The 20142-nt window shown below is 58.4% G+C and carries 19 protein-coding genes; 11 read left to right on the forward strand and 8 right to left on the reverse strand.

The genetic code is table 11. The features are described 5' to 3' along the window. Position 1 precedes the first annotated feature (1 nt). From crcB to C7534_RS32355, 5 genes are all read right to left on the reverse strand, one after another. The gene (gene crcB / locus C7534_RS18220; RefSeq protein ID WP_046032473.1) at positions 2-376 is read right to left on the reverse strand and encodes a fluoride efflux transporter CrcB; all 375 of its coding nucleotides are present in this window, start codon (positions 374-376) and stop codon (positions 2-4) included. Then, positions 376-1698, reverse strand: coding sequence for a replication-associated recombination protein A (locus tag C7534_RS18225; protein ID WP_109786595.1), 1323 nt, complete (start codon positions 1696-1698; stop codon positions 376-378). The genes crcB and C7534_RS18225 overlap by 1 nt, the downstream gene beginning before the upstream one ends. A gap of 142 nt (positions 1699-1840) precedes the next feature. Beyond that, complete coding sequence (lolA, locus tag C7534_RS18235; RefSeq protein ID WP_027925132.1) at positions 1841-2464, reverse strand: outer membrane lipoprotein chaperone LolA; 624 nt, start codon at positions 2462-2464, stop codon at positions 1841-1843. 68 nt (positions 2465-2532) lie between these two features. Further along, positions 2533-4941 carry a DNA translocase FtsK gene (locus C7534_RS18240; RefSeq protein ID WP_077431877.1) on the reverse strand — a complete coding sequence of 803 codons (2409 nt, stop codon included), beginning with the start codon at positions 4939-4941 and terminating at the stop codon, positions 2533-2535. Beyond that, on the reverse strand, positions 4938-5210 hold the full coding sequence (locus C7534_RS32355) for a hypothetical protein (protein WP_146206178.1): 273 nt from the start codon (positions 5208-5210) through the stop codon (positions 4938-4940). Before C7534_RS32355 ends, C7534_RS18240 begins: the two co-directional genes overlap by 4 nt. 38 nt (positions 5211-5248) lie before the next feature. Between C7534_RS32355 and trxB the strand changes: the two genes are divergently transcribed. From trxB to infA, 4 genes are all read left to right on the forward strand, one after another. Further along, on the forward strand, positions 5249-6208 hold the full coding sequence (gene trxB / locus C7534_RS18245; protein ID WP_077431876.1) for a thioredoxin-disulfide reductase: 960 nt from the start codon (positions 5249-5251) through the stop codon (positions 6206-6208). Between the two features lie 64 nt (positions 6209-6272). Then, complete coding sequence (gene aat / locus C7534_RS18250; protein ID WP_046032477.1) at positions 6273-6953, forward strand: leucyl/phenylalanyl-tRNA--protein transferase; 681 nt, start codon at positions 6273-6275, stop codon at positions 6951-6953. Between the two features lie 57 nt (positions 6954-7010). Continuing rightward, positions 7011-7718: an arginyltransferase gene (locus C7534_RS18255; RefSeq protein WP_046032478.1), complete on the forward strand. Its 708-nt coding sequence runs from the start codon at positions 7011-7013 to the stop codon at positions 7716-7718. A 100-nt stretch (positions 7719-7818) separates the two neighbouring features. Further along, a complete protein-coding gene (gene infA / locus C7534_RS18260) occupies positions 7819-8037 on the forward strand; it encodes a translation initiation factor IF-1 (RefSeq protein WP_002553999.1) in 219 nt (72 codons plus the stop codon). Positions 8038-8862: 825 nt separating this feature from the next. Here the strand turns inward: infA and clpA are convergent. Together clpA and clpS are read right to left on the reverse strand one after the other, a co-directional pair. After that, entirely contained in the window at positions 8863-11133 is a 2271-nt protein-coding gene (clpA, locus tag C7534_RS18270; RefSeq protein ID WP_046032479.1) for an ATP-dependent Clp protease ATP-binding subunit ClpA, read from the reverse strand. A gap of 30 nt (positions 11134-11163) precedes the next feature. Further along, positions 11164-11526, reverse strand: coding sequence for an ATP-dependent Clp protease adapter ClpS (gene clpS / locus C7534_RS18275; RefSeq protein WP_046032480.1), 363 nt, complete (start codon positions 11524-11526; stop codon positions 11164-11166). Between the two features lie 267 nt (positions 11527-11793). Between clpS and cspD the strand changes: the two genes are divergently transcribed. Further along, on the forward strand, positions 11794-12084 hold the full coding sequence (cspD, locus tag C7534_RS18280) for a cold shock domain-containing protein CspD (protein WP_046032618.1): 291 nt from the start codon (positions 11794-11796) through the stop codon (positions 12082-12084). Between the two features lie 80 nt (positions 12085-12164). On the opposite strand, the gene icd is transcribed toward cspD, so the two are convergent. Beyond that, positions 12165-13421, reverse strand: coding sequence for an NADP-dependent isocitrate dehydrogenase (gene icd, locus C7534_RS18285; RefSeq protein ID WP_017339594.1), 1257 nt, complete (start codon positions 13419-13421; stop codon positions 12165-12167). Between icd and C7534_RS18290 the strand changes: the two genes are divergently transcribed. The 6 genes from C7534_RS18290 (at position 13420) to purB (ending at position 20132) form a co-directional block, all read left to right on the forward strand. Further along, positions 13420-13647, forward strand: a complete 228-nt coding sequence (locus C7534_RS18290) for a hypothetical protein (RefSeq protein ID WP_109786596.1) — start codon at positions 13420-13422, stop codon at positions 13645-13647. The genes icd and C7534_RS18290 overlap by 2 nt on opposite strands. Before the next feature lie 267 nt (positions 13648-13914). Then, complete coding sequence (locus C7534_RS18295) at positions 13915-16140, forward strand: NADP-dependent isocitrate dehydrogenase (protein WP_109786597.1); 2226 nt, start codon at positions 13915-13917, stop codon at positions 16138-16140. A 237-nt stretch (positions 16141-16377) separates the two neighbouring features. After that, entirely contained in the window at positions 16378-16824 is a 447-nt protein-coding gene (locus C7534_RS18300; RefSeq protein WP_109786598.1) for an NUDIX hydrolase, read from the forward strand. Between the two features lie 59 nt (positions 16825-16883). Beyond that, positions 16884-18017: a tRNA 2-thiouridine(34) synthase MnmA gene (gene mnmA / locus C7534_RS18305; protein ID WP_046032483.1), complete on the forward strand. Its 1134-nt coding sequence runs from the start codon at positions 16884-16886 to the stop codon at positions 18015-18017. Continuing rightward, positions 18014-18637: a high frequency lysogenization protein HflD gene (gene hflD, locus C7534_RS18310; protein WP_046032484.1), complete on the forward strand. Its 624-nt coding sequence runs from the start codon at positions 18014-18016 to the stop codon at positions 18635-18637. The genes mnmA and hflD overlap by 4 nt, the downstream gene beginning before the upstream one ends. A 124-nt stretch (positions 18638-18761) precedes the next feature. After that, positions 18762-20132 carry an adenylosuccinate lyase gene (gene purB, locus C7534_RS18315; protein WP_109786599.1) on the forward strand — a complete coding sequence of 457 codons (1371 nt, stop codon included), beginning with the start codon at positions 18762-18764 and terminating at the stop codon, positions 20130-20132. Positions 20133-20142: the final 10 nt, after the last annotated feature.

Consider the following 20142-nt stretch of genomic DNA (forward strand, 5'->3'; position numbering starts at 1 on the left):
ATCAAAGTTTGGTCAAGGACAGGCCGGCCCAGGTGGCAAGCAGCCCGCCGAATACGCTGAGCGTCGCATAGCCCAGGGCCAGCGGCACTTGCCCGCTTTCCAGCAAGCGCACCGTATCCAGTGAAAAGGATGAAAAAGTCGTCAGCCCTCCGAGGAAGCCGACGATCAACCCGGCACGCACCTCAAACGGCACCTCCGGGCGTATCAAAAACAGACCGTATAGAACGCCGATCAGCAAACAGCCCACGATATTAACGGCCAGCGTCGCGGTATAGAAGTGCCGCGGCCAATTAGCGTTGATCCAGTTGCCCGTGGCAAAGCGCAACAACGTACCGGCCATCCCGCCGACGGAAACCGCAACGATCACTGGAAGCACTATTTTCTCCGCTGCCGGGGGCTTAAACGATCGAGTTTGGCCAGGTGATTGAGCTTTTCACCAATCTTCAATTCCAGGCCACGCGGCACCGGCTGATAGAACGGAATCGGGTCCAGCTCTTCCGGGAAATAATCTTCGCCGGCGGCATAGGCGTCCGGTTCATCGTGGGCATAGCGGTATTCATCGCCATAACCCAACTGCTTCATCAGTTTGGTCGGCGCATTGCGCAGATGCAGCGGCACCTCCAGCGAGCCGTGTTCGGCGGCGGCGCGCAGTGCGGTCTTGAAGCCCATATACACCGCATTGCTTTTCGGCGCACAAGCCAGATAGGTGATGGCCTGGGCCACCGCCAGCTCGCCTTCGGGGCTGCCCAGACGTTCCTGCACTTCCCACGCCGCCAGGCACAGGCTCAGGGCGCGCGGGTCGGCGTTGCCAATGTCTTCGCTGGCCATGCGCACCACACGCCGCGCCAGGTACAGCGGATCGCACCCGCCGTCGATCATCCGCGCGAACCAATACAGCGCGCCATCGGGGTTGGAACCCCGTACGGATTTATGCAGCGCCGAAATCTGGTCGTAGAACGCTTCGCCGCCCTTGTCGAAACGTCGACGGGTATCGCCGAGCAGACTTTGCAGCAGGTCGGTACCGATCTCGCTGTTGTCTTCGGCCAGGTCAGAGGCATTTTCCAACAGGTTGAGCAGCCGCCGGCCATCGCCATCGGCGGCAGACAACAGCATCTGGAAGCCTTCATCGCTGAGGCTCAGTTGCCGTTTGCCCAGACCACGCTCTTCAGTCAGTGCGCGTTGCACCAACTTGCGCAGGGCCGCTTCGTCGAGGCTTTTGAGCACATAGACGCGTGCCCGGGAGAGCAACGCGTTATTGAGTTCGAAAGAGGGGTTTTCGGTGGTCGCACCAATGAAAATCAACGTGCCGTCTTCAACGTACGGCAGGAATGCATCCTGCTGCGATTTGTTGAAGCGGTGCACCTCATCAACGAACAGGATGGTGCGCCGGCCGTACTGCCCGGCCTGTTGCTTGGCGATTTCCACCGCCTGACGGATTTCCTTGACGCCGGCCAGCACGGCCGAGACCGTTTCGAAGTGCGCATCCGAGACTTCCGCCAACAGCCGCGCCAGGGTGGTTTTGCCCACACCCGGCGGGCCCCAGAAAATCATCGAGTGCAGGGCTCCCTGCTCCAGGGCTTCGCGCAATGGCTTGCCGCGAGCGAGCAGGTGTTCCTGACCGACGTACTCGTCCAGATTGGCTGCTCGCAAGCGAGCGGCCAAGGGTTGAGCGATCGGGGCACTGCGAAACAGGTCCATCACTACTTGCGAAACCTCACTACTTGAACACCGCAGGACAATGTGGGAGCGGGCTTGCTCGCGAAGGCGGTGTGTCAGTCGCCATCAATGTTAACTGACACACCGCCTTCGCGAGCAAGCCCGCTCCCACAGGTTTTGCGTTTTACTCTTGAATTACGTCCGCACCCTTGGGGATATCGAACTTGAACTTGGATGCCGGGATCGGCTCGTTGGCCTTCACGCCGGTGAACAGGATATTGGTGCGCTGACCGACGCTGTCGATCAGTTGCATGTCGTTGACCAGACCATTACGGAACGACAGACGCAGGCTGTCGAACAGGGTGTCCTTGGTTTTCGGCTTCAGGGTGAAGTCGATTACGCCGCCGGCTTCCTTGGCGCTGATGTCGAAGCTCTGGCTGATTTTGGACACGTCACCGGACAGCAGCAGCGCCGGAGTCTGGGTCAGACGCATGTCGAGGGTCTTGATAGTGACCTGCTCCAGATCCGGGTCCCACAGCGTGACCTTCTTGCCGTCGGACACCATGGTTTGTTCGGCCGGCGCATTGGTGTGCCAGTAGAACAGGCCTGGGCGCTGCAACGACATATCACCAGCGGTTTCCTGCAATTGGGTGCCACTGCCATCAAGCGTCAACTGGGAGAAGCGTGCGGTCAGGGTCTGGGATTTTTCCAGCAATTGAGTCAAACGCGCCACGTCTTTGTCATCGGCGTGGGCCGAGAGCGTGGTCAAAGCCAGTACCGGCAGCAACAGCATGCGGATAAGACGCATGGGAGTCCTCTTGATATTCGTGGGGGATGCGAGTGGCGCGTCACTGCGCCACTCTGCTTCAAATCAAATCAGTCGCGTACCGGGCCAGGCGCCAGGACTTCACGCGAACCGTTGGTGTTCATGGACGTCACGACCCCGGCCATTTCCATGGCTTCGATCATGCGTGCGGCGCGGTTGTAGCCAATTTTCAGTTTGCGCTGAACCGCAGAAATGGACGCACGACGGCTTTCCAGGACGAACTGCACTGCTTCGTCGTACAACGCGTCGGCTTCCGGATCGTCGCCGTCGCCGCCACCGCTGCTGCCTTCGAAGCCACTGCCGGCCTCTTCGACACCGTTGAGGATGTCGTCGTTGTATTCAGGTGCACCGCGCAGCTTCCAGGCTTCCACGACGCGGTGAACTTCATCATCGGACACGAATGCGCCGTGAACACGAATCGGCAGGCTGGTGCCAGGCGGCATATACAACATGTCACCATGACCCAGCAGTTGCTCGGCGCCACCCTGGTCGATGATGGTCCGGGAGTCGATCTTGCTCGACACCTGGAACGCCATGCGCGTGGGGATGTTGGCCTTGATCAGGCCGGTGATCACGTCAACCGACGGACGCTGGGTCGCGAGGATCAAGTGGATACCGGCGGCACGAGCCTTCTGGGCGATACGGGCGATCAGCTCTTCCACCTTCTTGCCGACGATCATCATCATGTCGGCAAATTCGTCGACGACCACGACGATGGTCGGCAGCTTGGTCAGCAGCGGGGCTTCGTCGTGAATGCTTTCGCGCTTGTACAGCGGATCGGTCAGCGGCGTGCCGGCGTCCTGGGCTTCCTTGACCTTGGCGTTGAAGCCGGACAGGTTACGCACGCCCATCTTCGCCATCAGTTTGTAGCGACGCTCCATCTCCGCCACGCTCCAGCGCAGGGCGTTGGCCGCGTCCTTCATGTCGGTCACGACCGGGCACAGCAAATGCGGAATGCCTTCGTATATCGACAGTTCAAGCATTTTCGGGTCAATCATGATCAGCTTGGCGTCTTCCGGGCCAGACTTGAACAGGATCGACAGGATCATGGCGTTCACACCCACCGACTTACCGGAACCGGTGGTACCCGCCACCAGCAGGTGAGGCATTTTTGCCAGGTCAGTGATGACCGGCTTGCCACCGATGTCATGACCCAGGGCCAGGGTAACCGGCGATTTGAAGTTGTCGTACTCGGGCGTCGACAGTACTTCGGAAAAGCGCACGATCTGGCGGTCTTCATTGGGAATCTCGATACCGACGGTGGTCTTGCCGGGAATCACCTCAACCACACGCACGCTGGTCACGGCCAGGGAACGCGCCAGGTCTTTCGCCAGGTTGGAAATGCGGCTGACTTTCACACCGGCGGCCGGTTGAATTTCGTAACGGGTAATCACCGGGCCCGGGTGAATCGAATCCACCGTGACTTCGACGCCGAATTCCTTGAGCTTGATTTCCAGCAAATGGCCAACCGCGGCCAGGGATTCGGGCGAGTAATTGAGTTGTTTTTTTTCTGCGGGGTCGAGAATCGAGATCGGCGGCAAGGTGCCTTCCACCGCACTGTCGACGAACAATGGGGCCTGTTTCTCTTTTTCCACACGCTTGCTCGGTGCCACCGGCTTCGGCGGGGCTGGCGCGATGACGGGTGGTACCTGCTTTTCGCGTTCCGACATGTGCTTGCTCAGGGCCTGCTCACGTTCGATCAGGCGCTCCTTGACCTTGGCCTGCTCGCGCTTGTCGGTGACAGTCGGCGCGACCACGTCATGGACGCGATCATCAACTTCACGCAGCTGCGCAACCAGTTGCTTGCGCTCGGTACGAGCCGCCCACCAGCGATTGGCCGCCCCCTGGAACAGCTCGAAAAGGTCGAGGGTAATCTTGCCGGTGACGTCCATCACCTTGAACCACGACAGGTCGGTGAACACCGTCAGGCCGAACAGGAACAGCGCGATGAACAGCAGTGTGCTGCCCTGGATATTCAGCGCATTCCTGGCCAGATCGCCGAGGCTTTCGCCCAAAGCACCGCCAGCGCCCGCCGGCAGACCGGTGGCAGCGTGAAAATGGATGTGCGCCAACGCCGCGCCGGACAGCACCAGGAACACCAGGCCGATCAGGCGCCAGGAGAACAGCCAGCCACTCCATTGCCACGGCTCGTGACGCTGACGGAAGATCTGATACACCTTGATCGCCAGCAGCAACGGGAAAATGTAGGCGAAGTAACCCAGCACCATGAACAGGATGTCGGCGCTGTAGGAACCGGCCGGCCCCCCGAAGTTCTGCACGTCATCAATCTTGCTGTTATGACTCCAGCCCGGATCGTCCTTGCCGTAGGTCAGCAAGGCCATCATCAGGAACAGGCACAAGGCACCGATGGCGATCAATGCACCTTCCTTGAGCCGGTAGTGCAAATGCTGGCGCCAGAGCGGAACGACTGTTTTGGGTGCTGCGGTGGATTTCTTCAAAACGCTACTTTTCCTGCGCCTGGGGCGCGTCCATCTGTTGAAAGACTATAAAAAACTGCCCAATCCAGGCAGGTAAAAAAGTTAACAGGCGCAACTGGGACTACTTTTAACACTGCACCCCGTCTTTTATAAACACGGCGCGCACTGCTTATTTTGTTACAACCCTCTATACAGGCAGGCATTGTACGGGTTTGTTCGTCCGATGCCATGCTTGTGGCGCTAGGTGTAGCATAGTCAAAAGCACCATGACATGCGTTCAATTTGAGCATGCATTCTCTTTTGTGACAAAGGCTTATGAGGTGTTTTTATGAGCGAAGCGAAGCATTCACGCCTGATCATTCTGGGTTCCGGCCCTGCCGGTTACAGCGCAGCCGTTTATGCCGCCCGCGCCAACCTCAAACCCGTTGTCATTACCGGCATACAGGCCGGTGGCCAGCTCACCACCACTGTCGAAGTCGACAACTGGCCCGGCGATGTCGAAGGACTCACCGGCCCGGTATTGATGGAACGCATGCAACGTCACGCCGAACGCTTTGACACAGAGATCGTTTACGACCACATCCATACCGCCAAGTTGCAACAACGCCCCTTCGAACTGATCGGCGACGGCGGCACCTACACCTGCGACGCACTGATAATCGCCACTGGCGCTTCGGCGCAATACCTGGGACTGCCCTCGGAAGAGACATTTGCCGGCAAAGGGGTTTCAGCCTGCGCCACGTGCGACGGTTTCTTCTATCGCAATCAGGTGGTCGCAGTGGTCGGCGGCGGCAATACCGCTGTCGAGGAAGCCTTGTATCTGTCGAACATCGCCAAGGAAGTCCATTTGATTCACCGTCGCGATAAGTTGCGCTCGGAAAAAATCCTGCAGGACAAACTGTTCGAAAAAGCCGCCAACGGCAACATTCGCCTGCATTGGAACCAGCATCTGGATGAAGTGTTGGGTGACGCCAGCGGAGTGACTGGCGCCCGACTGCGCGACAGCCTCACTGGCGAAACCCGTGAATTGGCGCTGGCCGGCGTATTCATTGCCATCGGCCACAAACCCAATACCGATCTGTTTATCGATCAGTTGCCCATGCGCGACGGTTATCTGCGGGTCAGGAGCGGCAACGACGGCGACGCCACCGCCACCGAAATCCCCGGCGTGTTTGCCGCCGGCGATGTCGCCGATCACGTTTACCGCCAAGCCGTCACGTCGGCCGGGGCTGGCTGCATGGCCGCGCTGGATGCCGAGAAATACCTCGACGACATTCCCGCCGTTTAACGGCACACTTTAAGGCGGGCCTACCAGCCCGCCACCGCCCTCCCCTTCTGCAAGCCCGGATGCCATGCTGACTTGGTTACAACGCAATACCCTGACCTTCCCCCCGCTGGAAAAAGCCATGCGCGACCCCAACGGGCTGCTGGCGGCGGGTGGCGATCTGTCTGCCGATCGTCTGATTCAAGCCTATCGCCACGGTTGTTTTCCGTGGTTTTCCGAGGGCCAGCCCATTCTCTGGTGGTCGCCAGATCCACGCACCGTGCTGTTTCCCGACGAACTGCATGTTTCCCGAAGCCTGGCCAAATTGCTGCGTCAACAGCGCTATACCGTGACCTTCGATCAGGATTTCACCGCCGTCATCCGCGCGTGCGCCGCACCGCGTGATTACGCCGACGGCACCTGGATCACCCAGGCCATGCAGGACGCTTACACTGAACTGCACAGGCGTGGCCATGCCCATTCGGTGGAAGTCTGGGATCAGGACGAGCTGGTCGGCGGACTCTACGGCCTGGCGATGGGACAGCTGTTCTTCGGCGAGTCCATGTTCAGCCGAGCCGATAACGCCTCGAAATTTGGTTTTGCGACGCTCGTACGGCACCTGAAAGACTCGGGGTTTGTGCTGATCGACTGCCAGATGCCGACCGACCATCTGCACAGCCTTGGCGCCCGGGCGATTCCTCGCCGTGAATTTGCCGGCTATCTGGCGCAACACCTGGATCAACCCAACCGCGCCACATGGGTTTCCTGAGCGGCTTTTGCGCGTGTGGCTTACACTTAATTCACAAGCTTATTCCGAGGGTTGATCATGACCGAGTTGGCGCGTTTGAAGTTTTATGCCACTCAGCCCCACTCTTGCAGCTATCTGCCAGATGAACAGGCCACGACCCTGTTTCTCGACCCTAGCCAGCCCATGGACGTGCATGTCTACGCAGATTTGTCTGAAATGGGTTTTCGGCGCAGCGGCGATCATCTCTACCGGCCTCATTGCCAAAACTGCAATGCGTGCGTGCCGGCGCGCATCCCCGTGGCGCAATTCACCCCCAACCGCCAACAGAAACGTATCTTCAAACGCAACGCCGACCTGCAGGTCCGCCCCGCCAGGGCACAGTTCAGCGAAGAGTATTTCGACCTCTATCAGCGCTACATCGAACAGCGTCACGCCGACGGCGATATGTACCCGCCGAGTCGCGATCAGTTTTCGACCTTCCTGGTTCGCGACCTGCCGTTCTCGCGCTTCTATGAGTTTCGCCTTGAAGGCCGACTGCTCGCGGTAGCCGTCACCGATTTACTGCCCAACGGTCTGTCGGCGGTTTATACCTTTTACGAACCCGATGCAGAACGCCGTAGCCTGGGGCGATACGCGATCCTCTGGCAGATTGCCGAGACCCGACGCCTCGGACTGGAAGCCGTCTACCTCGGCTACTGGATCAAAAACTGCAAAAAAATGAGCTACAAGACCCAATATCGCCCAATCGAGCTGCTGATTAATCAACGCTGGGTCATCCTGAACTAGAACCCCTTGGCTTAAACCCCATTTTTCGGGCACAATGCACGCCGCTTTTGCCTGGCGCAGTTGCACCGGGCCATTCATTGGACACCGAGGGCTTTACTGCATGTCGAAAGAAGACAGCTTCGAAATGGAAGGCACTGTCGTCGACACCCTGCCCAACACCATGTTTCGTGTGGAGTTGGAAAATGGGCACGTCGTAACCGCGCATATCTCCGGCAAGATGCGCAAGAACTACATTCGTATTCTTACCGGCGACAAAGTGCGCGTCGAGCTGACGCCCTATGACTTGAGCAAAGGGCGCATCACTTACCGCGCTCGCTAATCAAGTCAATACAAAACGCCCGGCTCTGCCGGGCGTTTTTGTTTGCCTGCGATTTGGTGGGGTTTTGGGTTTTGGGTGTATATCCGTTGCTGCGGTGATGGCTGATTATGGTTTCGCTCTTACAGCGAATCCCTTTTTCAAACGCCAAAAAGGAACCAAAAGGCTTTGCCCCGGCGTACGGCACTTCGCTAAAGCTCAGTGTTCCCTCGCTACGGTATCCATCAGGGGACATCGCCTACGGTCTGCTTCGCTACGACCTCCTCTCGATGTGTGCGGCTTCGCCGCACGGCGCTACGCGCCTAATCCCCTGATGAACACCTACGCTCGGCCTGCCGAAGGGGCAAAAGATCAAAATCAGGATCAACGAGCCAAAGCCAGATCAAAAGATCGCAGCCGCCCCTATATGGGATTGGCGTACACCCGCCCTTCACCACTCAACAGGCCGAGCGTTAGCTCGCCTGCAGCTTTTGATCTTGATCCACCCGCCCCTTCGGGAGGCTGAGTGGAGGTGTTCATCCGGGGAGTGGCGCGTAGCGCCGTTCGACGCAGTCGAACACGCTGCATGTAGGTCGAAGCGAAGCCGACCGGAGGGCAGTGTCCCCGGATGGATACCGAAACGAAGGAACGCCGAGCCCTAGCGAGGGGCCGGACGCTCGGGGCGAGCCTTTTTTTGCTTACTTTTTTTTGGCGTTTGAAAAAAAAGTGAGTCGCCGTAAGGGCGAAACCCTAAGCAGCCGTTACCGCAGCAACGGATATACACCCAATCTAACAGACAACAAAAAGGCGCCCGAAGGCGCCTTTCGCTTTACAACAGATCAACACCCGTCAGGCCATTTCAGCCGTGGTCTCGAACTCGAAGGTCAGCTCGCCGTCCTTCAGGTCGATGTGTACCACACCGCCATGGTCGGCCAGTTCGCCAAAGAGGATCTCTTCGGCCAGCGGACGCTTGATCTTGTCCTGGATCAAACGCGCCATTGGTCGAGCGCCCATTGCCGTGTCGTAACCACCTGCTGCCAGCCAGCTGCGCGCGGCGTCCGTTACTTCCAGCTGCACGCGCTTGTCTTCCAGCTGCGCCTGAAGCTCGGTAAGGAACTTGTCCACCACGCTCTTGATGACCTCGTGACTGAGGCGACCAAACTGGATAATGGTGTCCAGACGGTTGCGGAACTCCGGCGTGAAGCTTTTCTTGATCACTTCCATCGCATCGGACGAGTGGTCCTGGTGCGTGAAACCAATCGAAGCACGCGCAGCTGTTTCGGCACCGGCGTTGGTCGTCATGATGACGATCACGTTACGGAAATCCGCCTTGCGCCCGTTGTTATCGGTCAGCGTACCGTGGTCCATGACCTGCAGCAGCAGGTTGAAGACTTCCGGGTGCGCCTTCTCGATTTCATCGAGCAACAGCACGCAGTGAGGCTGCTTGGTGATGGCTTCGGTCAGCAGGCCACCCTGATCGAACCCGACATAACCTGGAGGTGCACCGATCAGACGCGATACGGTGTGGCGCTCCATGTACTCGGACATGTCGAAACGAACCAGCTCGATGCCCAACGCCTTGGCCAACTGACGCGCCGCTTCGGTTTTACCGACACCGGTCGGCCCTGCGAACAGGAACGAACCGACAGGCTTGTCAGGCGACTTGAGGCCGGCACGGGACAGTTTGATCGCCGTCGACAACGAATCGATGGCGGCATCCTGGCCAAATACGGTCAGCTTCAGGTCACGCTCAAGGTTACGCAGCAGCTCTTTGTCGGAGCTGGTGACGTGCTTAGGCGGAATCCGCGCGATTTTCGCAACGATGTCCTCGACCTGAGGCACCTCGATGCGCTTCACACGTTTCTCGATCGGTTGCAGACGCTGATAGGCGCCCGCCTCGTCGATCACGTCAATGGCCTTGTCCGGCATGTGACGGTCATTGATATAGCGCGAAGCCAGTTCAGCCGCCGCACGCAGCGCTTCATCACTGTATTCGATGTTGTGGTGTGCCTCGAAACGGCCTTTCAGGCCGCGCAGGATGCCAATGGTGTCTTCCACCGAAGGCTCCGACACATCGACTTTCTGGAAGCGCCGGGCCAAGGCACGGTCTTTCTCGAAAATCCCGCGAAATTCCTGGAACGTAGTCGAACCGATGCAACGGATATCACCCGAGGACAGCAGCGGCTTGAGCAGGTTCGAGGCATCCATGACGCCACCGGACGCGGCACCTGCACCGATGATGGTGTGGATTTCGTCGATGAACAGGATCGCCTGCGGACGTTTTTTCAGTTCATTGAGCAGCGCCTTGAAGCGCTTCTCGAAATCGCCACGGTATTTAGTCCCGGCCAGCAAGGCGCCCAAGTCGAGGGAATACACCACGCTGTTGGCCAGAAGGTCCGGCACCTGGTTGTCGACAATGCGCTTGGCCAGGCCTTCGGCAATCGCGGTTTTACCCACGCCCGCCTCGCCCACCAACAGCGGATTGTTTTTGCGACGACGCGCCAGAATCTGAGCAACGCGCTCAACTTCCAGCTCACGACCTACCAATGGATCAATTCGACCCTGGCGCGCAAGTTCATTGAGATTGCTGGCATAAGCATCCAGCGGATTGCCTGAAGAAGAAGACTCACCGCCCTCGTCGTCCTGCATATCTTGCTCACCTTCAGAGTGATCGCCATGCCCCGGCACTTTGGAAATGCCATGAGCGATGTAGTTGACGACATCAATGCGCGCTACGCTCTGCTGTTTCAGCAGAAACACCGCCTGACTCTCTTGCTCACTGAAGATCGCGACCAGCACGTTGGCGCCAGTCACTTCACGCTTGCCCGAGCTCTGTACGTGGAACACAGCACGCTGCAGTACACGCTGGAAGCCCAGGGTTGGCTGGGTTTCACGATCCTCGTCATGTACGGGGATCAAAGGCGTGGTGGAGTCAATGAACTCCTGCAGGTCATGCTTGAGTTTGTCGAGGTTTGCGCCGCAGGCACGCAAAACGGTGGCGGCAGCCTCATTGTCCAATAGGGCCAGCAGGAGATGTTCGACGGTCATGAACTCATGACGCTTCGAACGAGCCTCCTTGAAGGCAAGATTGAGGGTGACTTCGAGCTCGCGGTTTAACATAGCTTCACCTCATACCCAAGTGGTCGGCGATTAACCGTCCTTCTCGATTTCACAGAGTAGCGGATGCTGGCTTTCCCTGGCGTACTGGTTGACCTGCATGGCCTTTGTCTCGGCGATGTCGCGGGTAAACACTCCACATACTGCCCGTCCTTCTGTATGGACGGCCAGCATGACCTTGGTCGCCAGCTCGCGATTCAGGTTAAAAAACACCTCGAGCACTTCGACGACGAAATCCATCGGCGTGTAGTCATCGTTGAACAAAACCACCTTGTACATCGGCGGCGCCTGTAACGCAGGCTTTGCCTCCTGAACAGCAATACCCGCTGAATCGTCGTCGTGTGAATCAGGGCGATCCTGATTGAATGTTAGTCGAATCTGGCTGATTGCATGCATGGAAAGAAAGGTTCGTCAGTTGTGCGAATACAGTGGTGGGGGCGGCTATGGACGATTTCAACACCGACCGCCCGGTCACCTTGACTATCGGGAAAACGGTGTTACAACCAATAGAGCCCACAGTGGGTAAAAAAGGTCCGCGGAGTCAATCTTAATTCCAAGATTAGACTGCGGATGTACTGGATGATACTCCAGTGATGGAGTCTGTTGCAGAGGGAGTTGGGTATGTCAGGTGTCAAGGGTCATGAGCCGGTTGCTAAAGGCACTATAGAAAACAAGGGTGACAAGCCAGCAGCCAAAGGCACTGTAAAAGGCAAGGTCAAATGGTTCAACAATGCCAAGGGTTATGGCTTCATCAATAAGGATGGTGATAGCGAAGACCTCTTCGCCCATTATTCAGCCATCAAGATGGACGGATATAAAACCCTGAAAGCCGGGCAAGCTGTCGTATTCGATATCATCCAGGGCCCCAAAGGCCTGCACGCGATCAACATCGGCAACCCCGTGGATGTCTTGAATACCGACGCGCCTGCAGTGCAACAGACCGTGACAGCCTAAGACCGCAGCGTCATCCAGTCATAAAAAAACCGCCCGACTCAATCACTTGAATCAGGCGGTTTTTGTGTGCCTGCGTATTCTTACATATGCGAGATCAGCGCATCGCCAAACCCGGAAGACGAAACCAGCTTCGCGCCTTCCATCAGACGTTCGAAGTCATAGGTCACGGTCTTGGCGGAAATCGCGCCGTTGGTGCCCTTGATGATCAGATCAGCCGCTTCGGTCCAGCCCATGTGACGCAGCATCATTTCAGCCGACAGGATCAGCGAACCCGGGTTGACCTGGTCCTTGCCAGCGTACTTCGGCGCAGTACCGTGGGTCGCTTCGAACATGGCAATGGTGTCGGACAGGTTGGCACCCGGTGCGATACCGATGCCGCCCACTTCCGCCGCCAGGGCGTCGGAGAGGTAGTCGCCGTTCAGGTTCAGGGTCGCAATCACATCGTATTCGGCAGGGCGCAGCAGGATCTGCTGCAGCATGGCGTCAGCGATGGCGTCCTTGACGATGACGTTCTTGCCGGTTTTCGGGTTCTTGAACTGCATCCACGGACCGCCATCGAGCAGGGTCGCACCGAACTCTTCAGCCGCCACTTCGTAGGCCCATTCCTTGAAAGCACCTTCGGTGAACTTCATGATGTTGCCTTTGTGCACGATGGTCAGCGAGTCGCGGTCGTTGTCGACCACATACTGCAGAGCCTTGCGTGCCAGACGCTTGGTGCCTTGCAGCGAAACCGGCTTGATGCCGATACCGCAGTTTTCGTCGAAGCGGATCTTGGTGACGCCCATTTCATCTTTAAGGAACTTGATGACTTTGGTCGCTTCCGGCGAACCGGCTTTCCACTCGATACCGGCGTAAATGTCTTCCGAGTTCTCACGGAAGATCGTCATGTCGACATCGCCTGGCTTCTTGACCGGGCTTGGCACGCCTTCGAACCAGCGCACCGGGCGCAGGCAGACATACAGGTCGAGTTGTTGGCGCAGCGCCACGTTCAGCGAGCGGATGCCGCCGCCGACCGGAGTGGTCAGGGGGCCTTTGATGGAAACTACATAATCCTTGACCGCGTCCAGGGTTTCCTGGGGCAGCCAGGTGTCCTGATCGTAAACCTGAGTCGCTTTCTCCCCGGCGTAGACTTCCATCCAGGAAATTTTGCGCTCGCCGCCGTAAGCCTTCTTAACAGCAGCATCGACAACCTTGATCATGACCGGGCTGATATCAACACCAATACCATCGCCTTCAATGAAGGGGATGATCGGGTTGTTAGGAACATTGAGAGAATGGTCCGCGTTGACGGTGATTTTGTCGCCGACTGCTGGAACCTGAATCTTCTTGTATCCCATGCTGAACTCCATTGTTTGGATTGAACATCTGGCTTCGTTCGAGCGTAACCCAGTTAAATCGGCGCGCAAACCCTATGTTCCATCCATCTGCCGCAAAGCTGCATTACTTGCGAGCTACAAGCCTGAAAGCAAAGGGAAAAGCGCCAAACTCAAGCACGCCGAACGACTCTACGCCGCCCTCGCCCCTGCGACCTTTAGACCAATGGACGAGAATCGTTACTCATGAACCATCGGCAGATTGCCAGCTACCTATGTATAATGCCGCCGCTGACCAAAGGGTCACGACGACTGAGGGGCTCTATGACGAGACTTTCAGCCCGATAAGCCGGTCTGTTACCGCAGCCCGAACGCTTGACGCCCTACTGATGCACCCAACATCACAGCAACGAAACCTCGATATTCGGCTCATGGATGACTTTGAACGAACGCGCTTACCCGGCGCACCTCGAGTTTCTGCGCACGCTTTAGCAAAGAAGAGAGAGTTAATCCGAATATGCCCACCCGCTCGAAGATCATCTATACCTTCACCGACGAAGCCCCAGCCCTCGCCACCTATTCACTGTTGCCTATCGTAGAGGCCTTCACCGCCTCGGCTGATATCGCCGTTGAAACCCGCGATATCTCTCTTGCAGGACGCATTCTGGCCAGCTTCCCCGAGCAACTGGGTGACAAAGCCGTAGCCGACCACCTCGCCGAACTGGGCGACCTGGCCGTTACGCCTGAAGCCAACATCATCAAGCTGCCGAACATCAGTGCTTCCGTTCCTCAGCTGCAAGCAGCGATCAAGGAACTGCAAGCCCAGGGCTTCGCGCTTCCTGACTACCCGGAAACCGTGACCAGCGACGCCGACAAGCTCGCCAAGTCGCGCTACGACAAGATCAAGGGCAGCGCCGTGAACCCGGTTCTGCGCGAAGGCAACTCGGATCGCCGCGCACCACTGTCGGTCAAGAACTACGCTCGCAAGCACCCGCACAAAATGGGTGCCTGGGCTAAAGACTCCAAGTCTCACGTCGCGCACATGAGCACCGGCGATTTCTACGGCAGCGAAAAAGCCGCCCTGATCGATGCCGCTGACGCTGTAAAAATCGAGCTGATCGCTCAAGACGGCACCACCACCGTCCTGAAAGAAAAAACCACCGTACAAGCCGGTGAGATCCTCGATTGCGCAGTCATGAGCAAAAACGCTCTGCGCAGCTTCATTGCCGCCGAGATCGAAAGCGCCAAGCAACAAGGCGTGCTGCTGTCGGTTCACCTCAAAGCCACCATGATGAAGGTCTCCGACCCGATCATGTTCGGCCAGATCGTTGCCGAGTTCTATAAAGACGCACTGGCCAAGCACGCTGACGTGCTGGCACAGATCGGCTTCAACCTGAACAACGGCATTGGCGACCTGTACGCTCGCATCAAGGCCCTGCCGGCCGAGCAGCAAGCTCAGATCGAAGCTGACATTCAAGCGGTCTATGCCGTTCGTCCATCGTTGGCCATGGTCAACTCCGACAAAGGCATCACCAACCTGCACGTGCCGAGCGACGTGATCGTCGACGCCTCGATGCCGGCGATGATCCGTGACTCCGGCAAAATGTGGGGCACTGACGGCCAGCTGCACGACACCAAGGCTGTGATCCCGGATCGCTGCTACGCGACCATCTACCAGGCCGTCATCGAAGACTGCAAGGTAAACGGCGCTTTCGACCCAACCACCATGGGCAGCGTGCCAAACGTTGGCCTGATGGCGAAGAAAGCCGAAGAGTACGGCTCGCACGACAAGACCTTCCAGATCAAGGCCAACGGCGTTGTCCGCGTCACCGACGGCAAAGGCGCCCTGCTGCTGGAGCAATCGGTTGAAGCCGGCGACATCTTCCGCATGTGCCAGACCAAAGACGCGCCGATCCAGGACTGGGTCAAACTGGCCGTCAACCGCGCTCGCGCAAGCAGCACGCCAGCGATCTTCTGGCTGGACCCAATGCGCGCCCACGACGGCGTGATGATCGAGAAAGTTCAGGCCTACCTGAAGGATCACGACACTGCCGGTCTGGACATCCAGATCATGTCGCCGGTCGACGCAATGAAGTTCACCCTGCAGCGCACCCGCGAAGGCAAGGACACCATCTCGGTGACCGGCAACGTATTGCGCGACTACCTGACTGACCTGTTCCCGATCATGGAACTGGGCACCAGCGCCAAGATGCTGTCGATCGTTCCACTGATGAACGGTGGCGGTCTGTTCGAAACCGGCGCCGGTGGTTCGGCTCCGAAGCACGTTCAGCAGTTGCTGGAAGAAAACTTCCTGCGCTGGGATTCCCTGGGCGAGTTCCTGGCCCTGGCCGCATCCCTTGAGCACCTGGGTGTGACCTACAACAACCCTAAGGCGCTGGTTCTGGCCAAGACCCTGGACCAGGCCACCGGCCAGTTCCTGGACAACAACAAGTCGCCATCGCGCAAAGTCGGCAACATCGACAACCGCGGCAGCCACTTCTACCTGGCGCTGTACTGGGCTCAAGCCCTGACCGCCCAGACTGAAGACGCTGCACTGCAATCGCAGTTTGCGACCCTGGCCAAAACCCTGACCGAGAACGAAGCAACCATCGTTGCCGAACTCAACGCCGTTCAGGGCAAGCCAGTGGACATCGGCGGTTACTACCACGCCGACGCCGAGCTGATCAGCAAGGCCATGCGCCCGAGCGCAACCTTCAACGCGGCGGTTGCTGCGCTGGTTTAAGGTTGTAAGGGAACATCACAAACCCCGGCCCTGTGCCGGGGTTTGTGTTTCTGACATCACCACTTCTGTAGCAGCTGCCGAGCCCGCGAGGCTGCGTTTGGCTGCGAAGCGGCCACAAATCAGGCAATGTAGTGCTCCATGCCCCACCCGGCATGACTTCTTGCGATTGCTGCGCAGTCGAACGCAGCCTCGCAAGCTCGGCAGCTGCTACCCCCTACAAAAAACCGAGGTATTTTCATGGACTGGAAACCCCACATCACCGTCGCCACGATCGTCGAGGATAACGGCCGCTTCCTGATGGTCGAGGAACACAAAGCCGGTCGCAACGTGCTGAACCAGCCCGCTGGCCACCTCGACCCGGACGAAACCCTGACAGAAGCCGCCATCCGCGAAACCCTCGAAGAAACCGGCTGGGACGTCGAGCCGACCGGCGTCGTCGGCATTTATCTCTATACCGCCCCCAGCAATGGCGTGACTTACCAGCGAGTCTGCTTCATTGCAAAACCGCTCAGGCACCACCCGGACTATCAATTGGACGACGGCATCGTCGGCGCCAAGTGGCTGACGCGTGACGAATTGCTGGAACAGCGCGCAAACTGGCGCAGTGAGCTGATCATCCGCTGTATCGATGATTATCTGGACGGCAATCACTTCAGTCTCGAACTGATCCGCCCTTCTCTTTAGCCTTGCGGGCTCCGGCCTGTTAGAATCGCGTCCTTTTTCAAGACACTCATTGAATCCCTATGCGTGATCCAGCCCCTTCTGACACACAAAAGAAGCGCGTCATTGTCGGTATGTCCGGCGGCGTGGACTCTTCCGTTTCCGCCCTCCTGCTGATCGAGCAGGGCTACGAGGTGGAAGGCCTGTTCATGAAGAACTGGGAAGAAGACGATGGAACGGAATACTGCACCGCCATGGACGACCTGGCGGATGCCCAGGCCGTGTGCGACAAAATTGGTATCAAGCTGCACACCGCCAACTTCGCCGCCGAGTACTGGGACAACGTGTTTGAGCACTTTCTGGCCGAATACAAGGCCGGCCGCACGCCAAACCCGGACATCCTGTGCAACCGTGAGATCAAGTTCAAGGCGTTCCTCGACTACGCCATGATGCTCGGTGCCGACCTGATTGCTACCGGCCACTACGTGCGCCGCCGCGATATCGACGGCCGCACCGAACTGCTCAAGGGCCTGGACGCGAACAAGGACCAGAGCTACTTCCTGCACGCCGTGGGCGGTGAACAGATTGCCAAGACCCTGTTCCCGGTCGGCGAACTGGAAAAACCCGAAGTACGCGCAATTGCCGAGAAATACGAGCTGGCGACCGCGAAGAAAAAGGACTCCACCGGCATCTGCTTTATCGGCGAACGCCGCTTCAGCGACTTCCTCAAGCAGTACCTGCCCGCGCAGCCTGGCGAGATCAAGACCACCGAAGGCGAAGTCATCGGCCGCCACCACGGCTTGATGTACCACACCATCGGTCAGCGCCAGGGCCTGGGCATCGGCGGCTTGAAAGACGCCAGTGACGAGCCATGGTACGTGCTGATCAAAGACCTGGAACACAACGAGCTTATTGTTGGCCAGGGCAATGACCACCCTTACCTGTTTTCCCGCGCCCTGCTCGCTTCGGACATCTATTGGGTCAACCCGATTGATTTGACCGAACCGCGCAAGTTGACCGCCAAGGTCCGCTACCGCCAAAGCGATCAGCCTTGCACGCTGGAGAAAACCGCCACCGGCTACCGCGCGACCTTCGATGACCCGCAGCGTGCGGTCACTCCAGGCCAGTCCGTGGTGTTCTATGACGGTGAAATCTGCCTCGGCGGTGGCGTGATCGAAATTGCAGAGCCGTGGACCAGCAAAGGCCAGCCTCAATGAGCCCGACCCAGGAGCAACTGACGGCACTGGGCGGCGTGTTTCTCGCCGCCGTCCTCGTCGACAAGATTGCCAAGAGCGGCCAGACCTCTGAAGCCGGCCTGACCTGCATGCTCGGCAGCCTGCTGATTCGCGACCCCAAGGACACGCTGGAAGTCTACGGCGGCGACGACCTCAACCTGCGCGAAGGTTATCGTGCACTGATCGGCGCCCTGGAGCGCGACCCGAGCGCCCTGCAACGCGAACCGTTGCGTTACGCGCTGGCGATGCTGGGGCTGGAGCGCCAGCTGGCCAAACGTGGCGACATGCTGGACGCGATCGGCAAGCGCTTGCCGCAGATTCAATCCCAGGTCGAACACTTCGGCCCCGCTCATGAAAACGTGATCGCCGCGTGCGGCGCGTTGTATCAGGACACTTTGAGCACACTGCGCCAACGCATCCAGGTCCATGGCGACATGCGCAACCTGCAGCAACCGAGCAACGCCTCGAAGATCCGCGCCCTGTTGCTGGCAGGTATTCGTTCGGCGCGCTTGTGGCGACAGTTGGGCGGTCACCGCTGGCAGCTGGTAATCAGCCGCCGCAAATTGCTCAAAGAGCTTTACCCGTTGATGCGTAACGAATAACTCGCATCGGCAGACCTTTACACCGAGTTACGCGTAATACGCCGGTCAGTTGGCGACGGACCGGCGGATTTTTTCATGTATGATACGCGCCCCATTTCGTTGCCCGACTGTCCGAGAACACCCCATGCAGCTTTCTTCGCTCACTGCGGTTTCCCCTGTTGACGGCCGCTACGCCGGCAAAACCCAGGCCCTGCGCCCAATTTTCAGCGAATACGGCCTGATCCGTGCTCGCGTTCTGGTTGAAGTGCGCTGGCTCCAGCGCCTGGCCGCTCATCCTGCCATCAGCGAAGTACCGGCGTTCTCCGCCGAAGCCAACGCTGTACTGAACACCCTGGCGGAAAACTTTTCTCTGGAGCACGCCGAGCGTGTCAAAGAGATTGAGCGCACCACCAACCATGACGTTAAAGCCATCGAATACCTGCTCAAAGAGCAAGCGGCCAAGCTGCCAGAACTGGCTGCCGTCAGCGAATTCATCCACTTTGCCTGCACCAGCGAGGACATCAACAACCTGTCCCACGCCCTGATGCTGCGCGAAGGCCGTGATGACGTGATGCTGCCGCTGATGCGTCAGACCGCCGAAGCCATCCGCGAACTGGCCATCCGTTTTGCCGACGTGCCAATGTTGTCGCGCACCCACGGTCAACCGGCTTCGCCGACCACCCTGGGCAAAGAGCTGGCGAACGTGGTGTACCGCCTGGAGCGTCAAATTGCTCAGGTCGCTGCCGTTCCGCTGTTGGGCAAGATCAACGGCGCTGTCGGCAACTACAACGCTCACCTGTCGGCCTACCCTGAGATCAACTGGGAAGAAAACGCCCGCGCTTTCATCGAAGACGAGCTGGGCCTGGGTTTCAACCCGTACACCACGCAGATCGAACCGCACGACTACATTGCCGAGCTGTTTGACGCCATCGCGCGCTTCAACACCATCCTGATCGACTTCGACCGCGACATCTGGGGCTACATCTCCCTGGGTTATTTCAAACAGCGCACCATCGCTGGCGAAATCGGTTCGTCGACCATGCCGCACAAGGTCAACCCGATCGACTTCGAAAACTCCGAAGGCAACCTGGGCATCGCCAACGCACTGTTCCAGCACCTGGCGAGCAAGCTGCCAATCTCCCGCTGGCAGCGCGACCTGACCGACTCCACCGTGCTGCGCAACCTCGGTGTCGGCTTCGCCCACAGCGTGATCGCGTACGAAGCCAGCCTCAAAGGCATCAGCAAGCTGGAGCTCAATGCCCAGAAGATCGCTGCCGACCTGGACGCTTGCTGGGAAGTATTGGCCGAGCCGATCCAGACCGTAATGCGCCGCTACAACATCGAAAACCCGTACGAAAAACTGAAAGAACTGACCCGCGGCAAGGGCATCAGCCCTGAAGCGTTGCAGACTTTCATCGACGGCCTGGACATGCCAGCCGCCGCCAAGGCCGAGCTGAAATTGCTCACCCCGGCGAACTACATCGGTAACGCTGTAGAGCAAGCCAAACGCATCTGATTGACCGCTT

This window comes from Pseudomonas sp. OV226 (genome assembly GCF_003148705.1).
In the GTDB taxonomy this organism is placed as follows: domain Bacteria; phylum Pseudomonadota; class Gammaproteobacteria; order Pseudomonadales; family Pseudomonadaceae; genus Aquipseudomonas.